This window comes from Novosphingobium sp. CECT 9465 (assembly GCF_920987055.1).
In the GTDB taxonomy this organism is placed as follows: domain Bacteria; phylum Pseudomonadota; class Alphaproteobacteria; order Sphingomonadales; family Sphingomonadaceae; genus Novosphingobium.
The window spans coordinates 119,893-142,340 of the sequence record NZ_CAKLBX010000004.1 but is presented as its reverse complement, the minus strand read 5'-3'; the positions used below and the strand labels follow the sequence as shown (position 1 = coordinate 142,340).

At 63.6% G+C, this 22,448-nt stretch carries 25 protein-coding genes; 10 read left to right on the top strand and 15 right to left on the bottom strand.

Features of this window, described 5'->3' with window-relative positions; genetic code table 11:
* The 4 genes from LUA85_RS21430 to LUA85_RS21415 all read right to left on the bottom strand — a co-directional run.
* On the bottom strand, positions 1-1,397 hold a 1,397-nt coding region (locus LUA85_RS21430; protein ID WP_231472264.1), incomplete at its 3' end, for a type IV secretory system conjugative DNA transfer family protein.
* Positions 1,398-1,403: 6 nt separating this feature from the next.
* Complete coding sequence (locus LUA85_RS21425; protein ID WP_062346066.1) at positions 1,404-1,694, bottom strand: hypothetical protein; 291 nt, start codon at positions 1,692-1,694, stop codon at positions 1,404-1,406.
* Positions 1,691-1,915, bottom strand: coding sequence for a conjugal transfer protein TraD (locus LUA85_RS21420; RefSeq protein WP_066268892.1), 225 nt, complete (start codon positions 1,913-1,915; stop codon positions 1,691-1,693). The genes LUA85_RS21425 and LUA85_RS21420 overlap by 4 nt, the downstream gene beginning before the upstream one ends.
* 37 nt (positions 1,916-1,952) lie before the next feature.
* Positions 1,953-2,258, bottom strand: coding sequence for a conjugal transfer protein TraD (locus tag LUA85_RS21415; protein ID WP_066268908.1), 306 nt, complete (start codon positions 2,256-2,258; stop codon positions 1,953-1,955).
* Between the two features lie 174 nt (positions 2,259-2,432).
* Between LUA85_RS21415 and traA the strand changes: the two genes are divergently transcribed.
* The 3 genes from traA (at position 2,433) to LUA85_RS21400 (ending at position 7,178) form a co-directional block, all read left to right on the top strand.
* Positions 2,433-5,537, top strand: coding sequence for a Ti-type conjugative transfer relaxase TraA (gene traA, locus LUA85_RS21410; RefSeq protein WP_066268888.1), 3,105 nt, complete (start codon positions 2,433-2,435; stop codon positions 5,535-5,537).
* A 14-nt stretch (positions 5,538-5,551) separates the two neighbouring features.
* Complete coding sequence (locus LUA85_RS21405; protein WP_066268885.1) at positions 5,552-6,262, top strand: DUF6118 family protein; 711 nt, start codon at positions 5,552-5,554, stop codon at positions 6,260-6,262.
* A 469-nt stretch (positions 6,263-6,731) separates the two neighbouring features.
* On the top strand, positions 6,732-7,178 hold the full coding sequence (locus LUA85_RS21400; protein WP_197421634.1) for a flagellar hook-basal body complex protein FliE: 447 nt from the start codon (positions 6,732-6,734) through the stop codon (positions 7,176-7,178).
* A gap of 304 nt (positions 7,179-7,482) precedes the next feature.
* Here the strand turns inward: LUA85_RS21400 and LUA85_RS21395 are convergent, their stop codons facing one another.
* From LUA85_RS21395 to LUA85_RS21370, 6 genes are all read right to left on the bottom strand, one after another.
* A complete protein-coding gene (locus LUA85_RS21395; protein WP_066861352.1) occupies positions 7,483-7,950 on the bottom strand; it encodes a nuclear transport factor 2 family protein in 468 nt (155 codons plus the stop codon).
* Positions 7,947-8,072, bottom strand: coding sequence for a twin-arginine translocation signal domain-containing protein (locus tag LUA85_RS21390; protein WP_084439156.1), 126 nt, complete (start codon positions 8,070-8,072; stop codon positions 7,947-7,949). Before LUA85_RS21390 ends, LUA85_RS21395 begins: the two co-directional genes overlap by 4 nt.
* 85 nt (positions 8,073-8,157) lie before the next feature.
* Positions 8,158-8,730: an RNA polymerase sigma factor gene (locus LUA85_RS21385; protein ID WP_066861355.1), complete on the bottom strand. Its 573-nt coding sequence runs from the start codon at positions 8,728-8,730 to the stop codon at positions 8,158-8,160.
* A complete protein-coding gene (locus tag LUA85_RS21380; RefSeq protein ID WP_066861358.1) occupies positions 8,727-9,146 on the bottom strand; it encodes a periplasmic heavy metal sensor in 420 nt (139 codons plus the stop codon). Before LUA85_RS21380 ends, LUA85_RS21385 begins: the two co-directional genes overlap by 4 nt.
* 20 nt (positions 9,147-9,166) lie before the next feature.
* Positions 9,167-9,445 carry a hypothetical protein gene (locus LUA85_RS21375; protein WP_231472263.1) on the bottom strand — a complete coding sequence of 93 codons (279 nt, stop codon included), beginning with the start codon at positions 9,443-9,445 and terminating at the stop codon, positions 9,167-9,169.
* A gap of 590 nt (positions 9,446-10,035) precedes the next feature.
* Positions 10,036-12,138: a TonB-dependent siderophore receptor gene (locus LUA85_RS21370; protein WP_231472262.1), complete on the bottom strand. Its 2,103-nt coding sequence runs from the start codon at positions 12,136-12,138 to the stop codon at positions 10,036-10,038.
* A 335-nt stretch (positions 12,139-12,473) separates the two neighbouring features.
* On the opposite strand from LUA85_RS21370, the gene LUA85_RS21365 reads away from it, so the two are divergent.
* The 3 genes from LUA85_RS21365 to LUA85_RS21355 are packed head-to-tail and all read left to right on the top strand — an operon-like array spanning position 12,474 to position 14,240.
* Entirely contained in the window at positions 12,474-12,848 is a 375-nt protein-coding gene (locus tag LUA85_RS21365) for a hypothetical protein (protein ID WP_066687741.1), read from the top strand.
* A 37-nt stretch (positions 12,849-12,885) separates the two neighbouring features.
* Positions 12,886-13,281, top strand: coding sequence for a hypothetical protein (locus tag LUA85_RS21360; protein WP_062069509.1), 396 nt, complete (start codon positions 12,886-12,888; stop codon positions 13,279-13,281).
* Positions 13,278-14,240, top strand: coding sequence for a tyrosine-type recombinase/integrase (locus LUA85_RS21355; RefSeq protein ID WP_004212934.1), 963 nt, complete (start codon positions 13,278-13,280; stop codon positions 14,238-14,240). Before LUA85_RS21360 ends, LUA85_RS21355 begins: the two co-directional genes overlap by 4 nt.
* On the opposite strand, the gene LUA85_RS21350 is transcribed toward LUA85_RS21355, so the two are convergent.
* Genes LUA85_RS21350 through LUA85_RS21340 form a run of 3 tightly spaced genes read right to left on the bottom strand, consistent with a single transcriptional unit; the run spans position 14,237 to position 15,401 of the window.
* The gene (locus LUA85_RS21350) at positions 14,237-14,857 is read right to left on the bottom strand and encodes a histidine phosphatase family protein (protein WP_062069522.1); all 621 of its coding nucleotides are present in this window, start codon (positions 14,855-14,857) and stop codon (positions 14,237-14,239) included. The genes LUA85_RS21355 and LUA85_RS21350 overlap by 4 nt on opposite strands.
* 9 nt (positions 14,858-14,866) lie before the next feature.
* Positions 14,867-15,148 (bottom strand): type II toxin-antitoxin system YafQ family toxin, encoded by a 282-nt coding sequence (locus tag LUA85_RS21345; RefSeq protein ID WP_004212931.1) that lies wholly within the window; start codon positions 15,146-15,148, stop codon positions 14,867-14,869.
* Positions 15,135-15,401, bottom strand: a complete 267-nt coding sequence (locus LUA85_RS21340; RefSeq protein ID WP_004212930.1) for a type II toxin-antitoxin system RelB/DinJ family antitoxin — start codon at positions 15,399-15,401, stop codon at positions 15,135-15,137. Before LUA85_RS21340 ends, LUA85_RS21345 begins: the two co-directional genes overlap by 14 nt.
* 403 nt (positions 15,402-15,804) lie before the next feature.
* On the opposite strand from LUA85_RS21340, the gene LUA85_RS21335 reads away from it, so the two are divergent.
* The 3 genes from LUA85_RS21335 (at position 15,805) to LUA85_RS21325 (ending at position 17,486) form a co-directional block, all read left to right on the top strand.
* Positions 15,805-16,446 carry a hypothetical protein gene (locus tag LUA85_RS21335; RefSeq protein ID WP_062069512.1) on the top strand — a complete coding sequence of 214 codons (642 nt, stop codon included), beginning with the start codon at positions 15,805-15,807 and terminating at the stop codon, positions 16,444-16,446.
* 75 nt (positions 16,447-16,521) lie between these two features.
* Positions 16,522-17,175, top strand: coding sequence for a ParA family partition ATPase (gene parA / locus LUA85_RS21330; RefSeq protein ID WP_004212927.1), 654 nt, complete (start codon positions 16,522-16,524; stop codon positions 17,173-17,175).
* A complete protein-coding gene (locus LUA85_RS21325) occupies positions 17,172-17,486 on the top strand; it encodes a ribbon-helix-helix domain-containing protein (RefSeq protein ID WP_004212926.1) in 315 nt (104 codons plus the stop codon). The genes parA and LUA85_RS21325 overlap by 4 nt, the downstream gene beginning before the upstream one ends.
* Before the next feature lie 135 nt (positions 17,487-17,621).
* Here the strand turns inward: LUA85_RS21325 and LUA85_RS21320 are convergent, their stop codons facing one another.
* Positions 17,622-18,488 carry a recombinase family protein gene (locus tag LUA85_RS21320; protein WP_006953933.1) on the bottom strand — a complete coding sequence of 289 codons (867 nt, stop codon included), beginning with the start codon at positions 18,486-18,488 and terminating at the stop codon, positions 17,622-17,624.
* Between the two features lie 142 nt (positions 18,489-18,630).
* Complete coding sequence (locus LUA85_RS21315) at positions 18,631-21,540, bottom strand: Tn3 family transposase (RefSeq protein WP_062093919.1); 2,910 nt, start codon at positions 21,538-21,540, stop codon at positions 18,631-18,633.
* 137 nt (positions 21,541-21,677) lie between these two features.
* Between LUA85_RS21315 and istB the strand changes: the two genes are divergently transcribed.
* Positions 21,678-22,418, top strand: coding sequence for an IS21-like element helper ATPase IstB (gene istB, locus LUA85_RS21310; protein WP_062093922.1), 741 nt, complete (start codon positions 21,678-21,680; stop codon positions 22,416-22,418).
* The last annotated feature ends 30 nt before the right edge of the window (positions 22,419-22,448 follow it).

The following is a 22,448-nucleotide window of genomic DNA, read 5'->3' as shown; positions in this document are numbered from 1 at the left end:
ATCTGCAAGACGCCAGCGTTGGACAAGAAGGTGCCGGCACGGCGCTCGTAGAGCGCGCGGAGCTGGTGAACGTCTTGCAGGATCGGCCAGAGCTGGATGCCGTAGCCGGCCATGAGGCCCATAGCGCGCTCGACGGGTTCGAGGCGGCCGAGGGCGGCGAACTCATCGAGCAGGAACAGGACGGGGCGGGCGGGGGAGGCCGGCGCGCGCGCCAGATCGGTCAACCCTTGCGCCAGCATCAGGCGCAGCCACCGGGCATAGGTGGCGAGCCGATCGGGCGGCAGCACCAGATAGACGGTTGTGGGCTGCGTCTTCACATCGGCGAAGGTGAAATCCGAGCGGCCCAGCACGGCCGACATGCGCGGGGAATCGAGAAAATGGGTATGGCGCTGCGCGGCCGACAGCACGCCGGCCGCTTCGCGGTCGGACTTGCCCAGGTGGCGGTTGGCGGCACGCGCGATCAGGCCCCGCGCCTGCGTGCTGCGCGACATTTCCCGCAGCATCCTTTGGGAATTATCAGGCGCGAAGGTGAGGCAGTCGCGCAGGGCTTCCAGCGTGTAGTCCTGGCCTTGCGCTTGCGGGTCACAGGCCACCCACAAGAGGATACCGGCGATCAGCGCCTTGGCTTCCTCGTTCCAATGCGCCTCGCCAGCTTCGCCGGGAGCGTCATAGACCAGCGCGTCGGCCAGCGTCATGGCGTCGTCGGCGAGATCGAGGCCGGCAGGGTCGAGGCGATCGAGCGGGTTGAACGCGGCTGAGGGGATGCCCGTCACCCCGAAGGGATCGAGGACATGGACCGGGCCGAACTTCGCGCGATAGCGGGCGGTGATGCGGGCATTCTCGCCCTTGGGGTCGATGCAGATGACCGAACCGGGATAGTCGAGCAGATTGGGAATGATGGTCCCCACGCCCTTGCCGGTGCGCGTCGGCGCGATCGTCAGCAGATGGGCGGGACCGGCGTAGCGCAGCAGCTTGCCCGATTTGCGATCACGGCCGATCAGCAGGTCTTCGCCATTTTGGGCGAGCGGGCGCGTCTCGCGATCGGTGGCGAAGCGGGCCGAACCGTGGGTGTCATCGCCGGCAGGACCGCCATAGCGCAGGATCAGCGGTTGGAAGAGGGCGCGCAGCGTGACGAGGATGATGACCAGGCTCGTCAGCATCATTACGATTTGGTAGATGTTGGAATCGCGGGGCAGGCCGAGCAGCTTGCCGAGGATCAGCGGCACGCCGAGGCCCAGCACCAGGCCGGTGATGAGGAACAGGACCACCACGCCGAACAGGTGGCGGATCAGCGCGACCGGACTGGTGACGAGGGCCGTGATCGCCCATATCGGCTGTTCGCGCGCGATACGGGCGAGGTTGCGAAGCGCACGGCCGAGCTGGCGGAACCATTCCATCGCCGCTTACCCGTCCGCCCGGATCGTCGCCGGCGAGATCGCTAGCGCCGGGTCGGCGTCGGGATGATCGAGCAGCTTGAGAACGATCGCGGTGGCTAGGGGAGGGGGGACAGCTTCTGCGCGCAGCATGTCGAACAGGGCGTGTTCGTCGGCGTCGAGGTCCATGCCTTCGATCGCGAGATTGGCGCGGGCTTCGGCATCGCCTTCGCGCCACAGAGCGATTTCGGCGGGGGTGCCGCGGACATAATCGAGCGCGCGGACCTCTGCCCGGATCGCTTCGACATCGAGCCTGGTCATGGTGCGTCACTCCCTTCCGCTTCCGCGTCGAACGCGCGTTTGCCGCGCCGCTTCCACAGCGTCAGCATGTTGTCGGCATCCTCGCCCTGGGCGCGCGCGGCGAGATCGAGCATCGCGCCGTAGAGGGTCGCGCGATCATCGTCGGTCAGATCGACGAGGCCGGCTTTGTGGACGAGGCCGCCCAGCTCGATCAGGTGGCGGGTGCGTTCCCTGCGTTGCACAACCCATCCTCTCGTATCGGCGCGGCGCGCGGCGGCTTCAACCCTGCGCCTCGCCTGTGCCAGTTTCGTTTCCGCTTTCCGCGTTGCCAGCAGCGCGTCGCGAACCCTTGCGCCCGCGTCCTTGAAAGAAGGCCGCGCCTTTCGAGCGCCACGCCTCCTTTTCTTCCGTGCTGGCGGATGCGACGGCAGCGAGCAGCGCGCCCGCCAGCACATCGAGATCGAGCGCATCGGCCCCGGTGGTGGTGACGAGTTCGCCGAGCTGCTGGACCTTCCTGGCCTTCAATGTCCTGGCCTTGTCGCCGAGCGCTTTCAGCTCCGCGTCATAGTCCCGCACCTTGCGCATCATCCTCTCCCTCGCGCCCATCAACAGGAACCGCAGCGTAGCATGATCGGCGTGATAGGGTAGCGCGTCCGGCAGAAAATACGGCGAAGTCAATCATGCGAACGGCAGAGAGTGTGAGTGCGCGCTTATACGTCGTTGCCGACGTGCGCTCAGAAGTGCAATAAGCAGGGTGTCATGGCGATCTACCATTTCTCGGCCAAGGTTGTGAGTCGCGCCAACGGATCGAGCGCGGTTGCAAGCGCGGCCTATCGTGCAGCGGAACGGCTGCACGATGATAGACTCGGGCGCGACCATGATTTCTCGAATAAGGCAGGCGTCGTCCATTCGGAAATCATACTGCCCGAAGGCGCACCGGAGCGTTTAAACGACCGCGCTTGCCTGTGGAATGAAGTCGAGGCCGGCGAGAAGCGCAAGGACGCGCAGTTGGCGCGCGAAGTCGAGTTCGCGATCCCGCGCGAGATGAACACGGCTCAGGGCGTGAGCCTCGCCCGCGATTTCGTCGAAAAGCAGTTTGTCGATCGGGGCATGGTCGCGGACCTCAATGTGCATTGGGACAGGGGCAAGGACGGCGAGCCCAAGCCGCACGCGCATGTCATGCTGTCGATGCGCGAGGTTGGCCCCGAGGGCTTCGGGCAGAAGGTGCGCGAGTGGAACAGCAATGCGCTCCTGAAGGAGTGGCGCGAGGCGTGGGCCGATCATGTCAACGAGCGGTTGGCCCAGCTGGATATTGATGCCCGCATAGATCATCGCACGTTGGAGGCGCAGGGCATTGACCTTGAGCCGCAACACAAGATCGGACCGGCTGCGTCGCGGATGCCCGAACAAGGGCTTGAGGCCGAGCGGGCCGAGGACCATGCCCGGATCGCGCGCGAGAATGGCGAGAAGATCATTGCGCGGCCCGAGATCGCGCTGGACGCGATCACCCGGCAGCAGGCGACGTTCACGCGGCGCGACCTGGCGCAGTTCGCGTTCCGGCACAGCGACGGCAAGGATCAGTTCGACCAGGTGATGAGCGCGGTGCGGACCTCGCCCGAGCTGGTGGGGCTGGGCAAGGACGGGCGCGGCGAGGACCGCTTTACCTCCCGCGATATGATCGACACCGAGCAGCGGTTGGAACACGCCGCCGATCGTCTTGCCGACAAGGCGAGGCATGGTCTCCCGGCAGCGTCGCTGCAAAGGGGGCTGGACGCCGCCGGGAGTGAGGGCCTGGTGCTCGGGGGAGAGCAGCAAGCTGCGCTGGCGCATATAACCGGCGAGAAGGATATTGCCATCGTGGTCGGCTACGCCGGCACCGGCAAATCCGCCATGCTGGGGGTCGCGCGCGACGAATGGGAGCGCGCTGGCTACCAGGTGCGCGGCGCGGCGCTGTCGGGGATCGCGGCGGAGAGCCTGGAAGGCGGATCGGGCATCGCCTCGCGCACGATCGCCAGTCTCGAATATCAGTGGGACCAGGGCCGGGAGCTGCTAGGTCCGCGCGACGTGCTGGTGATCGACGAGGCCGGCATGATCGGCACGCGCCAGATGGAGCGGGTGCTGTCGGCGGCCGAGCGGGCGGGCGCGAAGGTGGTGCTGGTCGGCGATCCTGAGCAGTTGCAGGCGATCGAGGCGGGCGCGGCGTTTCGCGCGCTGGCCGAGCGGCATGGGGCGGCCGAGATCAGCGAGGTTCGCCGGCAGCATGAGGACTGGCAGAAAGACGCCACGCGGGCGCTGGCGACGGGCAGGACCGGCAAGGCCGTCCATGCCTATGAGGCGCATGGCATGGTGCAGGCGGCGGACACGCGCGAGCAGGCCCGGGCCGAGCTGGTCGACCGATGGGACGCGCAGCGCAGCGCCGATCCGGACAAGACCCGGATCATCCTCACCCATACCAATGCGGAGGTGCGTGACCTGAACCTGGCCGCGCGCGATCGGCTGCGCGCGTCGGGCGAATTGGGCGACGACGTGCGCGTGTCGGCCGAGCGCGGCGCGCGGGAGTTCGCCAGCGGCGACCGCATCATGTTCCTCAAGAACGAGCGCGGGCTTGGCGTGAAGAACGGTTTGCTGGGCAAGGTCGAGCGGGTGTCGCCCGACAGCATGGCGGTGCGGCTCGACGATGGCCGATCGGTGGCGTTCGACCTCAAGGACTATGCCCATGTCGATCATGGCTATGCTGCCACCATCCACAAATCGCAGGGGGTGACTGTCGATCAGGCGCATGTGCTGGCGACGCCGGGGATGGACCGCCATTCGGCCTATGTGGCGCTGTCGCGGCATCGCGAGGGCGTGCAGCTCCATTATGGCCGCGACGACTTCGCCGACACCGGCAAGCTTGTCCGCACGCTGGGCCGCGAGCGGGCGAAGGATATGGCGTCCGACTATCCGATGTTCCGCGACCGCGACGCCGAGGCGCAATCGTTCGCCGATCGGCGCGGGCTGTCGGGTGAGATCCGCGTTGCGGATGCGCCCGAGCGGAAGGGCGTGGAGATCCTCGCGCCGAGCGCGGGAACTTCACGCCAGATGGGCGACGACCGCGGCGCTGGCGAGGCGAAGGCCGCGGGCGAGGGGCGGCCGCGGCGGGGTATGTTCGACAATTTCCGGCCCGCACCCGAGCGGCCAGCGCCGGCGACCAATCGCGGCCAGGGCGAGAGGCCCAAGCGCGGCATGTTCGACGGGTTGAAGCTGTCGGCCGAGCCGGCGAAGGGCGCGGAGCGCACGCCGGCGTTGCCGGATCGCGGCCAGGATCGGACATTCGCGCGCGCGGTCGAGCGGACCTCGCGTTCGGCCGAGGCGATGTTGCAGGCCCGCGCATCGGGCGGGCCGGTGTTGGAACATCAGAAAGTCGCGCTCGAGCGCGCGACCGAGGCGCTTGACCAGATCAGGCCAGGAGCTTCGCGCGACCTCGCATCGGCGATGCAGCGCGATCCGGCCTTGCTGCGCGACGCGGCGGCGGGACGCAGCGGCCCGATGATCGAAGCGATGGCGCAGGAAGCTCGCGTGCGCACCGATCCGAACTTGCGCGCCGATCGGTTTGTGGAACGCTGGCAACAGCTCTCCCAGGACCGAGACCGCCTCTATCGCGCCGGCGACATGACGGGCCGCGAGAAGGCGGGCAAGGAAATGGCGGGCATGGCGAAAAGCCTTGAGCGCGATCCACAGGTGGAATCGATCCTGCGTAATCGCACCCGCGAGCTGGGGCTTGAGATCGGCATGGAGCGCAGCCCGCAGATGGGCGGCGGCGAGCTGGGCCGCCAGTTGACGCATGAGCTGGGAATCGGCCGCGACCGTGGACTTAGCCGGTAGGGAGAGAAACAAACATGGACGAGGACGAGTATCGCGAACCCCATGCCGGCGACGATCCAGTGGCCGCGTTCGAGCGGTTGCGCGGCGAGGTGTCGTTGCTGCGTCATGCGGTCGAAGGGCTGACCGCCGCGCGCGAGTCCATCGACATTCCCGATTATCAGCCGACGCTTGAGCGTACCGAAAAGGTGCTGGGGGTTCTGGCCCAGCAGATCGCCGCGATGCGGAAAAGCCCTGCCCTGTCGATGGACCCGGCGCATATGGCGGGCGAGATCGCGACGGCGGCGATCGGCGCGCGCCGCGAGGACCAGCGTCTTATCACCGAGGCGCGCACGGCGCTGGACCAGGCCGCGCGTGAGATCGGGAGCCGGCTTGCTTCCGCGCGGCGCGGCGACGAGCAGAATCGCTGGCTATATCTGTTCGGCGGTGGCGGCCTGGTGCTGGGGCTGTTGTTCTATGCCGCGTTGGCGGGGCCGATCGCGCGTCTGACGCCCGATAGCTGGCTATGGCCTGAAGGCGTGGCGACGCGCGTTTTGGACGCGCCGACGCAATGGGAGGGGGGGCAGCGGTTGATGCGGGCCGCTGCGCCGGAGCGCTGGGAGGCGATCGTCGCGACCGACAAGCTGTTGCGCGACAATCGCGAGACGATCGAGACGTGCCGCAAGTCGGCGACGAAGGCAAAGAAGCCGGTGCGCTGCACGATCGAGGTCAAGCCGGCGACAGAATAAGGGTGGATCCCGAGCATGATCGGGGTTGCGCGGGGCGGTAATGTCACGGTACAGGGCCGACCCCGCAGCGCAGGCACTTCGATGCCGCTCATAGGTGCACTCCCGGCAGCCGGGCCGACGAGGGAAAAAGCGCCGTCAGGCGCCAGCGTAGGGGCATCAGCGTGGCAAAGGTGAGCCCCCATACCCAAGCTGCCAGCGCGAGCGGCAAGGGTGTCGTGCGCGATTGTCCTTTGATTTAGCGAGAGAAGGCGCGCTGCACAATTAAAATGCCCCGTATGTAGTGAGTCCCATCTCGTCAACTGCCAATGATTAGACCTCTGGTCGCGCATCGTCTGGCAGGCTTGGACGAATCCTATAAGGATCGGCGCACGGCTTTACGATGAAGCAATCATTCCTAAGCGTCGTTAACCATCCTCTAACGCATGCGATGCGATTATACAGCTATGCTAGAGGTCGCACCGGGGTGAACATGAGCAGCATCTTCAACGACGTCATGGCCGTGCGAAGCGCCATCCTCGACAGGAATGCGGCGCTTCGAAATGTAGCAAGCAGCGCGGGTTCTGTTGGTAGCCCCGGGGGTGCGGGAGCAAAATTCGAAGCAGCGATGGATACCGTGCTTGGAAAGGCGGACGGTGCAGACTCGCTTGCAGGGCCTGGCTCAAACCAAAGGATTTTGGGGACTGAACGTACGGAACCAGGCGGCTTTACCTCTACACTGCAAACACAGATTCAAAAGATTAATGAAATCAACGCTCGCGCCGGCCAGTTGACAGTCGCCTATGAGCGCGGCGAAGAGGTCGATATTGCAAAGGTCATGCTCGCGCGGCAGGAGTCGTCGATCGCGTTCGAGGCGACGCTGCAAGTTCGCAATAAGTTGCTTTCCGCGTATAAGGACATCATGAGCATGCCGGTCTAGCGCAATCTTGTCCACCGTATCATTGTGAGCAAGTCAAATAAGCACCGTATCAGCTATGATGGGTTCAGTTCGGCATCGAAGGGTATGTTATGAGAAGATCGAGGGCGATTATCGCGGCCATGTTTCTGTTACCCCTAGCCGTAACGGCTTGTGGCAGCAGCGAGAAAACGTCGGACATCTCCGAGGATCAGATGAACCATTATGCCGGCATAGCGGAGCACGATCACCCGACGAATTCGACCAGCGCGACACCGCAGTCGGCTACGTCGAATCCAGCGAAGAAGCAGTAGCGGCCATAGACCGATCAGGAGCCTTTCGGCTTGCGACCGCTATTGTGCATGCTGACGATTTTCCAGCTATTTCCCTCGCGCGTTAAGACGCTGGTCGCGACGCCAATACGCTCGGCTACGGCTCCGTTCTTGGGTTCGATTCGATAGCGGTAGGTCTCGGTAGCGAGTGCAACCGGTCCCTCAAAGCGAACGCTGACCTTGTAGTCGGAAAATGTGAACGACTTGAACGCCGCCAGCTCTGGCCCAAGATGATGGGCGAGGTAGGTGGCGTAGCTTCCCTCGGAGCCACCCGTTTCGAATATCTGCGAGTCGGCCGCGAAGAATCGCTCTGTCCCCTTCGCATCGAGCTTCTCGATCGCGGCCTTGTACTGCGACAGCACCGCCTCCACGGCCCTTGTATCCGCGACGCGCGCAGGCTGCGCGGTGACTGCGATCGGCGTCGCCAGCGATGTGGCTACTGCCACCCTCAATGCCAAAATCATGTTTTCCCCCTTGAGAACGCCAGATGGTTGAGGCCGCCATGTATGAAGGTGCCCATGGCCAGCGTGCCGCCGAGCATGGCGGTTCCGCGCATCACGTCGCGCCGGTTCAGATTGCGGCTCATGCCGTTCCTTCACTCCGATCTATGCTTGCAGCCGGGGAGACGCCGCCGACATTACCCCATATTACGCATGAACCAGTCCACCCCCTCATGCGCGATCGAGAATATCCAACAATTTTTTGCGTGCGCGCCGAAGCCGCGTCTCCACGGCCTTGCCACTGATCCCCAGCGCGGCGGCGGTTTCCTTTTGGGACAAGCCCTCCACGGTCCGCAGCAAGATCGTCTCCTTGAGCGTGGCCGGCAGCTGGGACACCGCGCGCGAAAGCCGGACTAGTTCCGCGCGGTCGAAGGTTACCGCGTCGGCGCCTGGCGCCTCATCCCACTCACTTTCCATCGTCTCGGGCGGCAGCGAAGAAGCGAACGATAATATCTGGCGTATGCGCCGCCGCCGATGCCAGTCGCGGCTCTTGTTGATCGCCACGCGGGCCAGCCACGCAGCGAGCGGCCGATCTCCGTCATATCTTGGCAGGTTCTGAAAGGCGGACGCGAAGCATTCCTGAGTGAGGTCAAGCGCCTCTTCGGCATCGCCGATATGTGCACGGATCAGGCGGTAAACCGGCCCCTTGTGCCGGCGCATGATCTCGGCGAAGGCGGCCTGACGTCCAGCGAGCGTCAAGGCGGCGAGTTCGCCGTCCGTGCAGGCCGAAAGTTCAAGACTCACCGCGCGTCTGCGGTCAGCGCCTTCACCACCGCGCGGTCGAACGTCCTCGCCTGGTCAGGCCGCAGGATCTGCCGCATCGCGAACATATGGTTCAACGTCTCCTTTTGGAGCTCGCCCATCGAGCCGTGCGAACGATCGACAGCGGCCGCGACCTGCGGCCCATTGCCATGCTCGACTTCGATGGCGTCGGCGAGCCGCGCGTTGTCGGCCCTGAGTTCCAGCTCCAAGGCACGCCTTCGGACGGCGAAGCGAGACTCCAGCGTCTGGAGTTTGGTCCGTTGAGCCTCGTCCAACTCAAGCCCGTCGTGGAGCAATCTGTGAAGCTCCACGCCTGGGGTCGTCGACGAAGGAAACACTTCGCGTCCAGCCCACACGCCTGCGACCGCTGCTGTGAACGCGATGGCCGCGATCAGCATCGTTCTCCGGGCGCTGCCCGTCACTGGAGCGCCAGCAAGGTCGAAGGCGCTAGCGGCGCGGCAGGCCCGAAAGGCGTCAGCGTCGGCATCTGCGCAGGCGCCGCTGCGGACGACAATCCGCCGCCCACCACTCCCAAGGCGACCGCGCCTACCGCTGCCAGCATGCCAGCCCGCAGTGTCACTCCGCTGCCCGCGCGCTGCTCCGCCGCGATTAATCGCATGACATCCCCTTCCAGTTCAGCGAGCCGGGGATGAAGCGGCTGCTCGGCAAGGCGGCGCAACGCGCTGTCTAAATCCATATCCATGTTCCTTCCTCCGTCTTGCTCACATCCATTACGCACGGCCGGCGAACACCCCTCGAATCCGACGTGAACGAATACCCCGAAGCGCGAACGCCCCCGAGCGCCGCGGCGCACTCTTCCATTGCATCCAATCGTTCACAGCTCGCACGCAGGCCGGCGATCCACGCGTCCCGCTGTTTTCAAGTTCCTGATTCACCTCTGTTGGCAGGCCGAGCACAGCTACGGCGGCAACCATGGTGTTTATTAGGTTAATTGAGGATGGTGACTATTACGTGCGTGGCGGATGCGGGTAACGGCATGGCCGTGCATATGTCGACGTTTGTCGCGACCAGATAGCGCGATTGGCAACAAGCCGCCGATATTGCTCGTGAGCCGGGCAGCGGCACATGACCATTCCGCTGTCCGCAGGAGTTGGGTGACGGCAAGCGGAATGGTCCAAGAACGGGCAGCGGCGATAGATCGACACTATCGTCTTCTGGAGGAAATGGAGGGGCCATGTCTGTGTCTGCCCCCCCGCCGAGGAGGCGGTTTAGTGCGTGCTGAACAACTACGGTGAAAGCATCCAGCACCAAAGGAAAAGCCTTTGTCTAAAAGCTCATTCTAACCGTCGCTCGCGCGGTTGTCGGCGCACCGGGCATGATGTTGTTATCGTTGTAGGCGGACGAGAAATAATTGCTGTCGAGGAGGTTCTCGACGTTGATTTGCGCCTCGATGTGGGGGGTGAGCTTGAAGAACGCGGCGGCATCGACGCGGGTGAACGCAGGCAGGACGGCGGCATTGCTGACGGAGGTGAAGCTTTTTGTCTGGTGGTAGACGCCGACCCCGGCTCCCAAGCGAGGGGTGAAGTCGTAGCGGGTCCAGAGCGAAGCCTGCTGCTTGGGCACAAGCGGGACCTCGCGGCCGGCAGGAGCCGCACTCGTTGTCTTGCGGATTTTTGCGTCCTGCAGCGTGTAGCCGGCGCTGATTTGCCATTGGGGTGTGATCGCGCCGTTGAGGCCGATCTCAAGCCCTTTGCTGCGCTGCGCGCCCGTTAGCACCGTCCGCGTGGCGTCGTTGGGGTCGGTCGCGCGGGTGTTGGTGCGATCGAGCCGGTAGACGGCAGCGGTCAGGTTAAGCGTTGGGGAAACATCCCATTTGAGGCCGACTTCGTAATTGTCGAACTTCTCTGGTTCCAGCGCGGCGGTTGTTATGTCGAGCGATGAAAACTGATCGCCCGATTGCGGCAGGAAGGACCGGCTATAGCTGGCGTAGATCGAGACGGGTTGCACCGGCTTCAGCACTACCCCAAGGCGGGGAGACCAGAGGGTGTCGGTCCGGCTATAGCTCCGCCCGGCGACGAGATCATCGATGCTGAGCTTGAAGCGGTCGCGGCGAACGCCGCCGATGACATCGACATGTTCGCCGATCGAGATCTGGTCCTGCACATAGAAGGCCGTGGCGTCGGCATTTGTCCGGATAGACCGGTAGCCGGTGTTGGCGGTGGTGCGCAGCGTGACTGGCGGCACCGTGATTCGGTCAGCCAACGCGACAAAGACGCGCCGCCCTCCATTGACGATATCACCACTTCCGAAAAAGCCATTGATCCGCTGGTTGCGCGTGCGCTGATCGCCATATTCGAAGCCGGCGAGCAGCACGTGGCGGACGGGGCCGGTGGTGACGGTCCAGACGAGATCGTTCTGGTTGAGCAGGTTCTTGCGCGTCGTGGGATCGCTATATGCCTCGAGGCCGACGCTCTGGACGGCGCCGCGCGGGGTGGCCGGGGTTACCGCGAAAGTGTTTCGATAGAGCTTGTCATAATCTCCGTAGAGGACGCGACTGGTTACGGTCAGGTTGTCGCTAAACCGATGCTCGATGCGCCCGCTTAGGACCTTAGCCTCGAAATCGCTGACGTTGAATCCCGGCACACCAAAAAAGGTATCGCGAAAACCGGTAAGGGGGCGTGACGGGCTGGTCAGAGAGCCTTGGGCAGCCGAGGGAACGCCTCGATCGATCGTGCGCTTGTCATTGTTGTATTCGAAGCCCAGGTCGATCCGTGTGGTGCCGCCTAGCGATACGGCAAAGGTCGGATTGATCGCGAGCCGGCGTCCGTCGTAGAAGTCCCGGTTGCTGTTGAACTCCTCATAGACGGCGTTCAGTCGAGCCGAGGCGGACTGGCTGATCGGTTGGTTGATGTCGGTGTCGATATACCATGCGCCATATGTATCCGCCGAACCGCTGCTACTGATGAAGGCGTTGGCACCGGGGCGCTTGGTGACGCGGTTGACGATCCCACCCCCACCACCGCGGCCGAAGATCATTGCGTTGGGACCTTTCAGGACCTCGATCCGCTCTGCGTTGTAGAGGCCGCGGTAATATTGCACGTCGTCACGCAGGCCATCGACAAAGAAGTCTGCGGTGCTGTTGTTGCCGCGCAGAATGATCTGATCGCGGTGACCCTCACCCTGAGATATCACCGCGCCGGGGACATAGCGAAGCACGTCGGCGATCGAGCGCATAGCTTGATCGTCAATCTGCGCCTCGGTGATGATCGATGCCGCCTGTGGAACGTCCTTGAGACTGGTCGGAGTGCGGGTGGCGGTGCTGGTCGCATCGACCTGGTAGCCGTCCCGGACGCCGGTGACGATGATTGTTTGGCGTGCGTCCGTAGCCGGGGGAGCTGGCTGGTCCTGGGCCGCTGCGGGCACGGCCATTAATCCAAGGCCTAACGCGCCGCTCAATGTACTTTTTTTCATTTCACCCCCTTGCGAATCGTTCTCAATCTGTGCGCCGCCCTATGATATATGCAACTGCTTCGCAATAGCCGATGTCTGACTTGAAAGTGCGTGATGAAGGTAATGGTGCGCATCGACCCCCTAAGTTGGAGACGCCGAACGGTGTGCCGCCAGATCGGTGAGCAAGCCCTGCCGTCGCTCACCAGATTAGGGGGCGAGTTCGGGATCTCGGCGCCTGCGGTGGTCGTTTCGCTAGCGTCGCGCTTCTATATGTGATAATGTCCTTTATCACACACTCTAGGGACCATGATCGCATGACCGGGACGGCCGCCACGACACCCCCGCAACGTCGCCCCGTCATCCGGGCCGTCAGTTTCGATGAGGCCGGCGCGGCGATCGGCAGCTTGCTGCCGATCGCGCGGCCGCCCACACGCGCGGCCGAAACCGGCGCATCCGGCAAGGTCGCGGATTTCCTGCTGGCCTGGTGGAACGGCGACGAGTGCGGGCATTTCCCGATCATCCACTTGTGCAACGTCGATGCCGTCGATGCCGTCATTGCCGAGGATATGCTTACGGTCATGGCCTATCTGGCGCAGGAGTCGACCACCTACGCCGATGCCTGGGGCTACCGCGACGCGATGGGCGACCTTTGGGTGCGCTATCGCGGCGACCCCGCAGAGAGCGTTTAAACGCCTCCGAAGATCCACCGCAAAAAGGGATGCCGGCATGATCGAAAATGACGACGAGGCTTTTGCCGACAACTACGCCGAGCGCGACCAAGCCAAGGCGCTGTGCGAGCAGGCGCGCGCGGGCGGGTTGCGTTTCGAGGCGTATCTACCCGGCGACATGGCCGATTGGCTGTTGGCGCAGGTCGAGCGGGGCCATTTCGTTGATCCGTCCGAGGCGGTGTTCGCGATCGTCAAGAACTTTATCGACATGGAGCCGCACCGCGATTTGCGCGACGAGCTGCTACGCCGGATATTAGACGAGTCGGTTGCGCGCGGGCTTGAGGACGTGAAGGCGGGCCGCGTTCGTCCCGCTGATGAGATGTTTGACGAATTGCGCCGGGAGCTGGCGAAGCCTCGCCCCGAGCCGGCCCGTTGGCAGAAGATCGCACGATGAACCAGCTCGCCCCCCTGCCCTCGCCGGCGCTGGCGTTGCCGGCCTTGATCGCGGCGGCCGACGACGCCACGCGGCTGCGCTTCCTTGAGTTCTTCGCCGTCACCATTCGCAACCCGCATACGCGCCGCGCCTATATGCGCGCGGCCGGCGACTTCCTGGCCTGGTGTGAGGCGCGCGGCGTCGCCTCGCTTGAGGCCGTGCAACCGCTCCACGTCGCGGCCTGGGTCGAGGCGCTGGGGCGCGAGCTGGCCGCGCCCAGCGTCAAGCAGCAGCTCGCCGGCGTGCGCCACCTGTTCGACTGGCTGGTGACGGGCCATATCGTGCCGGTGAACCCTGCCGGATCGGTGCGCGGGCCGGCGCATAGCCAGCGGCGCGGCAAGACGCCGGTGCTGGCCCCGGACGAGGCGCGGCGGTTGCTCGACAGCATCGACGTGACCACCCATGCGGGCCTGCGCGACCGCGCCCTGATCGGGTTGATGGTCTATAGTTTCGCGCGGATCGGCGCGGCGCTAGCGATGCGGGTCGAGGACGTGTTCATGCAGAACAGGCGGCTATGGGTCCGACTGCACGAGAAAGGCGGCAAGCGCCATGAAATGCCCTGCCATCACAATCTAGAGGATTATCTGACCGCCTATATCGACGGGTGCGCGCTGCGTGAGGATCGCAAGGGATCGCTGTTCCGCACGATCGCACGCGGGACTAAGCGACTAAGCGATACCCCCCTGCCCCAAGCCAATGCCTTCGCGATGGTGCGCCGGCGCGCAGGCGCGGCCGAGATCGGGACGGCGATCGGCAACCATTCGTTCCGCGCGACCGGAATCACCACCTATCTGAAAAACGGCGGCACGTTGGAGACGGCCGCGACGATGGCGAACCACAGCTCTACCCGCACGACCCAGCTCTATGACCGCCGGCCCGATGACGTGACGCTGGACGAGGTGGAGCGGGTGTTGATCTAGGCGGCGATCGCTGGCGCACATCCCCAGCGCCCGCCCTGCCAATGGAACCCTACCTGCTGCGCGTTGCTGATCGCGGGCGGCTCGCCCTTGTGCCAGAAACCGAGCATCTTGCCCCGATCGTCCAGATGAGCGTCGGCGACGATCGCGCGCGCGGCCTGGATGAATTGCCCATGCCCGAACACATAGACCAGCGAAGCGGCCGGCATGGCGGCGAGGCGGGCAAGCGCCGCCTCGCAGCGCCGGAGCAGATTGGCGAAGCTCTCCGCCCCCTCCCCGTCGCAATAATCAGGATCGGCCTCGCTCCAATAGCGTTCGAGGTGCGGCATCCGCTCGGCGCTGCGCGTGCCGTTCCAGCGCGCCGGTTGCAGATAGGTGAACTCTTCTATCGGCCAGACTTCGACCGGGACGCCGGGGAAGCGCGCGATCGTCGGCGCGGCCGTCTGCCGGGTGCGGGTATAGGGCGACGTGACGATGAGCGCGGGCGCTTGCGTCCAGCTCGCCGCGACCTGGCGCGCTTGTTCGTGGCCGTGCTCCGTCAGCTCGATCGTCGCGAGATCGCGACACGGCACGCCGGCGTTGCCTGTAGATTCGCCGTGGCGGATGAAGATCGCCCGCATATGCGTCATCTATCCGAATACCTCGCTATGCGAGCCAAGGCGCGCGAGGCGCAGCGTTTCGTCGTCGGGCTTGGCGTAGATCAGCACCAGATCGGGCTTGACGTGGCAATCGCGGTAGCCCGCCCAATCGCCGCTCAGATCATGGTCGCGGTATTTGGGATCAAGCGGCGTGTCGGTCGCGAGCGCGGCCAGGACGGGCAGAAGATCGGCATCGAGGGTCGCTCGATGTCGGCCCTTTGATTCCCGCTTGTAGTCGCGCTTGAACCGGGTCGAACGATCAATCGTCCGCATGGAGGTCCGCCATCAGCGCATCGACGCTGGCAAACTTGGTCCCCTTCCCCGCCGCCAGCTCTGCCATTGCCTCGCGTGTCGCGGCGTTCGGAACCTTGACCTCGAAAGGCAAGCGCCGTTCGTCGGCGATACGCAGCATCAGCAGCCGGATAGCGTCGGAGATCGAAAGGCCCATCGCGCCCAGCGCGGCGGTGGCGCGTTCCTTCGTCGTATTGTCGATCCTGGCGCGGACATAGGTGTCGGAAACAGCCATTGGGATTTCCTTCTGAAAACGTAGTCCCAATGTAGTCACAAAATCTGATTTTGGCAATGGGTGCGGTGATTATGCGCCTGCCGCTGGCGCGGCACCGTGGCTCTAGTCGCTCACGCTCCCCAAGCCCGCAAGCGGTCTTGGCCCAAGGTAACGATCCACATGGCGGAAGCGAGATCGCTGCGCGGATCTCGCGCAGCAGTGCCGGGGGAAAGGCGGTCCCGGCCGCCTCTCCCCCGCAACGGCAATCAGCGGGACCGTGGCTCACTCGGCTGCGCCTCCCTGCGCCGCGCACCACTCCCGCAGATTCCCGCTGCCCCCCTCTCTCGCCGGCGTTCTTGGGCGTCCGTGTTCCGGCCGATGGCATGGCCATCGCCGGACAGGCGATTTGAAGGGAGTAAAGACGATGACCCACGAAACCCGCGAAAGCTGGCTCAATGCCGTGGCGCAGGGCATGGCTCTGCTGTTCGAGGCGCTGGACGCCCCCCTGCCCGACCGCTTACGCGTGGCGATCGGCTTCACCAGCAGAGGCGCGAAGGGCAAGGCGATCGGTGAGTGCTGGGACAACCGACTTAGCGCGGACGGGCATTTTGAAATCTTCATTCGCCCGGACCTAGCGCACGCGCCCGATGCGATGCCGGCGCAGATCGCGGCCATCCTCGCGCATGAGCTGGTCCATGCCGCCGTCGGCATCCCGGCAGGGCATGGGAAGGCGTTTAAACGGGTCGCGCTGGGGCTGGGGTTGGTCGGGCCTATGCGCGCCACCACCCCCGGCGAGGCGTTCCTTGCGGCCGTCGCACCGATCCTCGATGCCGCTGGCCCCCTCCCCCATGCCCGTCTCGACACGGACGGGGAGTCGACCGCGCCCAAGGAGCAGAAAACCCGGATGCTGAAATGCGAGTGCGCGACGTGCGGCTATACCGCGAGGACCGCGCGCAAATGGCTTGAGCAGGCCGGAGCGCCGCTTTGCCCGATCGAGGATCACGGCCAGATGAGCCATGAGGCGCTGGACGATGACAGCGAGGATGAGGGCGGCGAGGACGGCTAGACGCCCTGCCCTTTCATCCGATAGCCGCTTGCGCTATGACCACATGCAAACATGAGTTCATGTAAGGATATTCACATGCCAACAATCGCGATCATCAGCCAGAAGGGGGGCGCGGGCAAGACCACCCTCGCCTTGCACCTGGCCGCAGCCGCCGAGGATTCCGGGCATACCGCGCTGGTGATCGACCTCGACCCGCAGGCGACGGCGAGCCAATGGGCGGCATGGCGGCAGGACGCGCCCCCGGTCGTGATCGACAGCGCCCCCCCTCGCCTTGCCGCCAAGATCGAGCAAGCGACGGCGCAGGGCGCGGAGTTCATCGTGATCGACACCCCGCCCCATGCCGACAGCGCCGCCAGCGCCGCCGTCGAGGCGGCCGACCTGGTGTTGATACCTTGTCGGCCGAGCGCGTTCGACCTGGCCGCGATCAAGACCACGGCCAGCCTTGTGAAGATGCGCGGCAAGCCCGCTTTCGTGATCTTCACGGCGGGAAGCCCGACCGCGCCACGCATGTATGACGAGGCGGCGCAGCTCGTGCAGGGTTACGGGCTGGACGCCTGCCCGCTGCGTGTCGCGGATCGCGCCGCGTTCCGCCATGCGGCGACCGAGGGAAAAACCGTGATGGAGATCGAACCGAATGGCAAGGCGGCCGATGAGGTGCGTCAGCTTTACAAGTGGGCATGTGAACATGTAAACATGCCAGCAGATAGGAAGCGGAGGGCCAGCGCATGAGCCGGAAGGGATCATTGCTTGCATTGCGGGATCGGGACGCAGCGCCGACGCCGGCGACGGCCGAGCCGGAGGGAAGGGCGGCCGCGCCGAGCGCCCGCAGCACTGGCGTAGGCACCGGCAGCAGTTCGAGCAGCAGCCCGGTTGCGCCGAGCCGTCAGGGCAAGAAGGCGATGACGGGCTATTTCAGCCCGGAAATGTCGTTCGCCATGCACATGACCGCCCGCAAGCACGGCATGAGCTTGCAGGACGCGATGGCCGAGGCGTTCAACGACTGGCTCCGAAAGATGGGGGAAAGTCCTGTAGGCAAGTGAGCATGTTCACATGCAAACATATAGCTTAGGGGAAAACTCATGGCCGTGCTAATCGTGTCCGCCATCTTGGCCCAGTCGGCCCGAAGCTGCGATTTTGGCCAGGTTGAAGAACGAACACTGAACGCTTGATTGATTCTACCAGGACCGTTGCTGACCACCGACCTCGTAGATATCGGCTTCCATGGAGCAATTGTAGCTCTCTGCGATGTTGAACATCTCGGAGAGGAGGCTTTGGATTTCCTCATCAAGGGAAATGCCATCCGGATCGGGGTCATAGGCGACGGTCAGTTTGTAATCACAATTGCCGTTTTTTACCATGGCGTAGTCGCGTTCCAGCATCGCCTCAATCCGCTCCCGAGCGGGTTTTCTACCTCTTCCACGCTTGTTGAAGTTCTCGATAATCAGATGCAGGGCGATGCTGGCAGTGGGCGGCTTTTCCGGCAGTTTGGTCTGTGACGGAATAATGTCGAGCGCCCGATAGACGGTCATTCGTGAGACCTTCAGGTCGCGGGCAACGCGGGCCTTGCTGGCGCCGGCGGCAAGGCGACGGCGGATTTCATCGTCATCGACGTTCTTCTTCCGGCCTTTGTAAACGCCTTCGGCGCGCGCCGCTTCGATCCCGGCGCGCTGACGATCCTTGATGAACTTCAGCTCCATATCGGCGACCATGCCGAGTATGGTGATGACCATTCGCCCCATGTCGCCCGCCGTCGTCACCTCTGGCTCAAGGATGCGCAGCGAAGCTCCCTTTTCATCAAGCTCATGCACCAGGTTCAGGACATCGCGCGTGGAGCGGCCGAGCCGGTCGAGCCGCAGCACGACCAGCTCGTCGCCGGTGTGCATAAACTGCATGATCGTTTCCAGTTCCGTGCGCCCGCTCCGCGAGGCCCCCGATCCGGTCTCGGAACGGATAATTTCGCAACCTGCATTCTTGAGGCGGCCAATCTGGATATCCAGATCCTGGTCCGTGGTGCTGACGCGGGCATATCCGATACGAGCCAAGTGCAAAATCCGTCACATTAGGGTGGCTCTTGCAGTGTATCGTCACATTGAGCGCAAACCCACCCTTTTGTGACAGACGAATGGTGTCACTCGGCCCTATCACTCTGGGGTGTACCCAAATGTTATAGGCCGATCAGCCGCCTCACGCTGCAAGCCGTCCAAAATCAATCCGGTCGTTCAGGTCGAGGTCGAAGCGGCCATAAGGGTTCACATGACTGTAGATCAACGGCGTGAGACCACGATAATCTTCCGGCGTCATCCGCCCCGCCCACTTCGGCTCAACCAGTACGATCTGAAGCATGCGGGTGTTCACATACACCAGCGACGCTTGCAGGAGGTGTAGCGCCAGAACGGAGATTTCCTGCTCATGGATGCGGTTGGTGGCGATCTCGCCGCCCTTGCCGAAGAACACGAAACCATTAGCGCCGTTCCAGTTCTCAACCACATTCAGCCCTTCGTGGATCTCGCGGCGGAATGCCTCCTGACGCAAATACCGGCATAGGAAGATTGTTTTGACCGCGCGGCCGAGTTCACTCAGCGCCTTGTAGGTCGGGTGCATCACTTCGGCTCTGGCAAACCGGAGCAGGATCGCTTCCGGATCGGCGGTGCGCGATTGCATGGCAGCGGCATATTTGACCATTTCGTCATATTGTTGCTCGATCTCGTCCCAGTCGATCGGGCTGGAGAGGATCGGCAGTAAATTGGAAAGCCGCGTGCGCATGCCGGCTTGGGGAAGGGCCAGTTTCTGGCGTGCCACTGCTTTCAGCCGCGGGGCAAGCTCAAATCCAAGGAGTCGGCAGAACGCAAAGCCGACTGCGCTCTGGCCGTGGCTATCGACGTACTGGCGCTGGATTTCCATGTCGGTGCAATGGCGTAGCACGCCTTCGATCATGGAGGCGACCTCCGAGGAAGAGCACCGCTTGAGCTGGGAATAAACGCAGGTCGCGCGCTTCTCCACATGCCAGTAGATCATGACGCCACGGCCGCCATAGCGGGCGTGCCATTCCGTCATCAGGTTGCGGTCCCACGCGCCGAACTTCGTTGAATCGGACGCGCATGCCGTGCCCGCATCTCCCCATACTGCGGCATTGCGGATTGCCAGTGTCGCGTTTGCTACCCGCGCGCACGCCTCCCTCAGCGCTGGCGCGTGGATGAAACGGCGATGGACATGCAGCAATTCCTCGTAACTGACATCGGGTGTTGCGCCAGCGACCCGCTTGAGCCCGGCGTTCGTGCCCAAGCCATAGAGACACAGCAAAAGACGCTGAGCCAAGGCTGCTTTCGACAGGGTAACCCGCGAGGCCGACGTTTCGAAAGCATCCATCAATCCCGTGTCCAGAGCAGCCTCTTTCAACACGTCCAGCAGTCCGGTCATCGGCCAGCGCTGACCGATCTCGCTTTTGATCGAAGCGAGACCCTTCGGTTCGGGCAAGGGCTTGAACGGTGTAATCGATATCCGGTTGTCGCCGCGCCACAGGAGCCGGACCTTGTCGTTTTGTGGAATATTGGCATTGAGGAGCAACAGTTCCCGTTCAAGCTCCTCCCGGATCGAGGCGCAAAACGCCTGCGCATCTGGCGTCAGGCTGAGGCCGGAATAGTACGCATCTCGCCTGATCTCGAAGTCCTTGGGAAGATCGTCATCGGGATTGCGATAGCGATCCGCCCCGACCACCCAGATTTCTTTGGAGCGGATGCGGTCGCGCAGTTGCGTCAGGACGCAAAGCTCATAGCTGATCCGGTTTACCCGCCCATCGTCATCAATGACGGAACTGCGCCATCGCGCTGGAATCACCTCATCGATCGGAACATCCTGCAATGGCACGAAGCGGCATCCGCCATCCACCTTGCTCCTGATCCAGTCGAGGGCCGCCAGGACCGGCCGCCACACCGCGTTGTTCGACCGGAACTCAAGTACGGAAAGCAGGCTTGGCAGCATGCGCCGGTAATGATTGGCCCAGGAACCACGCATCACCTTGTAGATGCGCCGGTCCAGAGCGCCCTTCGCATGGCTCTCCTTGACGATCGCCGCCAGCTTGGCCTTACCGGCGATCGGGAAAATGACATCGCAGATGCGCCCCGATGGTTCATTGATCGAGGCGCTGGCGATCTCGACCAGCAGGCGCTCCTTTCCATAGACCCGCTCGATGTCTTTCGCGATATCGCCCACCACCTTGCGTTTCGAGCGCGTTCCGATCTTGTGAACGGTTTCGATCAGCAGGTCGATCATCGCGTCAGTGAGTTGCGCCTCCCGCGACATTAGATAAATCGCATAAAGGCCGAGCTGTCGCGCCGGCGCATGCCGGCGCATCTCCGAGGCCTTTTCACCGGCAACGCGGCGAACAATCTGATCGACCCATGGCTTGCCCGTAGCCGTCAGGAGATCATGGGGAAGATCAAGTCTCTGGATAAAGGCGAGTTTCTCGGTCACGTCGAGAATGTTGTCGAGCGTTGCCTGTCCGGCGTCACCCTTCATCCTGTTGAATCCGGTCGAGCTGTCCGGATCGGCAAGCGAGGCTTCCAATAACGCCACCGCATCTGACGAAAGCCGATCACTGGTTCCGATCAGCCAGGTGTCCAGATAATCTTGCCGTTGTGAGCGAACGACACGTTCAAGCTCCTTGCGCGACGGCCCATAAATACGCCGGTCCCGGCACCACAGGAAAACATGCTCAAGCATGGCATTGATCGACTGGCCGCCCGGGCACAGCTCGCCAGCAATCCATTCCGTCAATTGCGCGCGATCCACCCGCTTCATGCGGTGATATCCAAGATGGATCAGGATCTCCGCACAATGCCGTCGTGCTGTCCGACTGGAAAAGTCATAACCGGCTATCTCGCCAGCCTCGACACCGAGTTGCTCGGCCAGATACGAGAGGCCATCGGTAGGGATTGAGCCGGGATCGATCGCGAAAAACCCCAGGGAAGCGAAGAATTTCAGCTGCGCGGCGAGGCCAAGGCGCGTCAGGGCCGGCTTCGAATTTACAAAATCAATATCGGCAAAGCTCAGGCTCCATCGTCCGATCAAATCCCCGCCCGGAATACTCCGATCCATCAACCCACTCCCTATGATGGAGCGAACTGTCCTCTTCTATGATTTCCATCGTCAATACCGAATGCCACGTTCCCAAAACGTTCTCCGACTTGGCCAAAATCGCAGCTTGGGGCCGACTGGGCCTGAAAGGAACGACGATGCTTCAACATCCCACTCTCGACCGGCTGAACACGATGGGACTGGCCGGTATGGCCAAGGCATATGGTGAGCTCGCCGCCAACGCCGAGGCCGACAGGCTTACGCATCCCGAATGGCTGGCGCTGCTGCTCGATCGTGAATGGAGCTTCCGCCATGACCGCAAGCTCGCCGCGCGGTTGCGGTTCGCTAAGCTGCGCCACCAGGCATCTCCCGAGGACGTCGACTATCGCAGCCCACGCGGGCTCGATCGCGCCTTGTTCATGAAGCTCGTCGCCGGCGAATGGATCGCCGCTCGCGACAATCTGGTCATCACCGGACCGACCGGCGTCGGCAAGAGCTGGCTCGCCTGCGCGCTCGGTCACAAGGCCTGTCGCGACGACCGTTCGGTCCTCTACCAGCGCGTCCCCAAGCTGTTCTCCAATCTCGCGCTGGCGCGCGGTGACGGCCGACACGAGCGCTTCCTCAGGAAGCTCGGCAGCGTCCAGCTGCTGATTCTCGACGACTGGGGCCTGGAACCGCTCGATGCGCTCGCGCGCCACGATCTGCTCGAGATCCTCGAGGAACGCTACGGCCGTCGTTCGACCATCGTCACCAGCCAGCTTCCCATAGCCAGTTGGCATCATGTGATAGCGGACCCGACTTACGCCGACGCGATCCTGGATCGCCTGGTGCACAACGCTCATCGCCTCGATCTCGACGGCGACAGTATGCGGCGATCGAAAAATACGCCGGACGCTTGACGGCAGCCGCGAACGACACAACAACGAGCA

Excerpts from the sequence above, each read along its gene's own strand:
- LUA85_RS21425 (WP_062346066.1), bottom strand. The coding sequence starts at position 1,694 with ATGACCAGGCTCGATGTCGAAGCGATCCGGGCAGAGGTCCGCGCGCTC.
- LUA85_RS21415 (WP_066268908.1), bottom strand. The coding sequence starts at position 2,258 with ATGCGCAAGGTGCGGGACTATGACGCGGAGCTGAAAGCGCTCGGCGAC.
- traA (WP_066268888.1), top strand. The coding sequence starts at position 2,433 with ATGGCGATCTACCATTTCTCGGCCAAGGTTGTGAGTCGCGCCAACGGA.
- LUA85_RS21405 (WP_066268885.1), top strand. The coding sequence starts at position 5,552 with ATGGACGAGGACGAGTATCGCGAACCCCATGCCGGCGACGATCCAGTG.
- LUA85_RS21400 (WP_197421634.1), top strand. The coding sequence starts at position 6,732 with ATGAGCAGCATCTTCAACGACGTCATGGCCGTGCGAAGCGCCATCCTC.
- LUA85_RS21395 (WP_066861352.1), bottom strand. The coding sequence starts at position 7,950 with ATGATTTTGGCATTGAGGGTGGCAGTAGCCACATCGCTGGCGACGCCG.
- LUA85_RS21390 (WP_084439156.1), bottom strand. The coding sequence starts at position 8,072 with ATGAGCCGCAATCTGAACCGGCGCGACGTGATGCGCGGAACCGCCATG.
- LUA85_RS21380 (WP_066861358.1), bottom strand. The coding sequence starts at position 9,146 with ATGCTGATCGCGGCCATCGCGTTCACAGCAGCGGTCGCAGGCGTGTGG.
- LUA85_RS21375 (WP_231472263.1), bottom strand. The coding sequence starts at position 9,445 with ATGGATTTAGACAGCGCGTTGCGCCGCCTTGCCGAGCAGCCGCTTCAT.
- LUA85_RS21370 (WP_231472262.1), bottom strand. The coding sequence starts at position 12,138 with ATGGCCGTGCCCGCAGCGGCCCAGGACCAGCCAGCTCCCCCGGCTACG.
- LUA85_RS21365 (WP_066687741.1), top strand. The coding sequence starts at position 12,474 with ATGACCGGGACGGCCGCCACGACACCCCCGCAACGTCGCCCCGTCATC.
- LUA85_RS21360 (WP_062069509.1), top strand. The coding sequence starts at position 12,886 with ATGATCGAAAATGACGACGAGGCTTTTGCCGACAACTACGCCGAGCGC.
- LUA85_RS21355 (WP_004212934.1), top strand. The coding sequence starts at position 13,278 with ATGAACCAGCTCGCCCCCCTGCCCTCGCCGGCGCTGGCGTTGCCGGCC.
- LUA85_RS21350 (WP_062069522.1), bottom strand. The coding sequence starts at position 14,857 with ATGCGGGCGATCTTCATCCGCCACGGCGAATCTACAGGCAACGCCGGC.
- LUA85_RS21345 (WP_004212931.1), bottom strand. The coding sequence starts at position 15,148 with ATGCGGACGATTGATCGTTCGACCCGGTTCAAGCGCGACTACAAGCGG.
- LUA85_RS21340 (WP_004212930.1), bottom strand. The coding sequence starts at position 15,401 with ATGGCTGTTTCCGACACCTATGTCCGCGCCAGGATCGACAATACGACG.
- LUA85_RS21335 (WP_062069512.1), top strand. The coding sequence starts at position 15,805 with ATGACCCACGAAACCCGCGAAAGCTGGCTCAATGCCGTGGCGCAGGGC.
- parA (WP_004212927.1), top strand. The coding sequence starts at position 16,522 with ATGCCAACAATCGCGATCATCAGCCAGAAGGGGGGCGCGGGCAAGACC.
- LUA85_RS21325 (WP_004212926.1), top strand. The coding sequence starts at position 17,172 with ATGAGCCGGAAGGGATCATTGCTTGCATTGCGGGATCGGGACGCAGCG.
- LUA85_RS21315 (WP_062093919.1), bottom strand. The coding sequence starts at position 21,540 with ATGGATCGGAGTATTCCGGGCGGGGATTTGATCGGACGATGGAGCCTG.
- istB (WP_062093922.1), top strand. The coding sequence starts at position 21,678 with ATGCTTCAACATCCCACTCTCGACCGGCTGAACACGATGGGACTGGCC.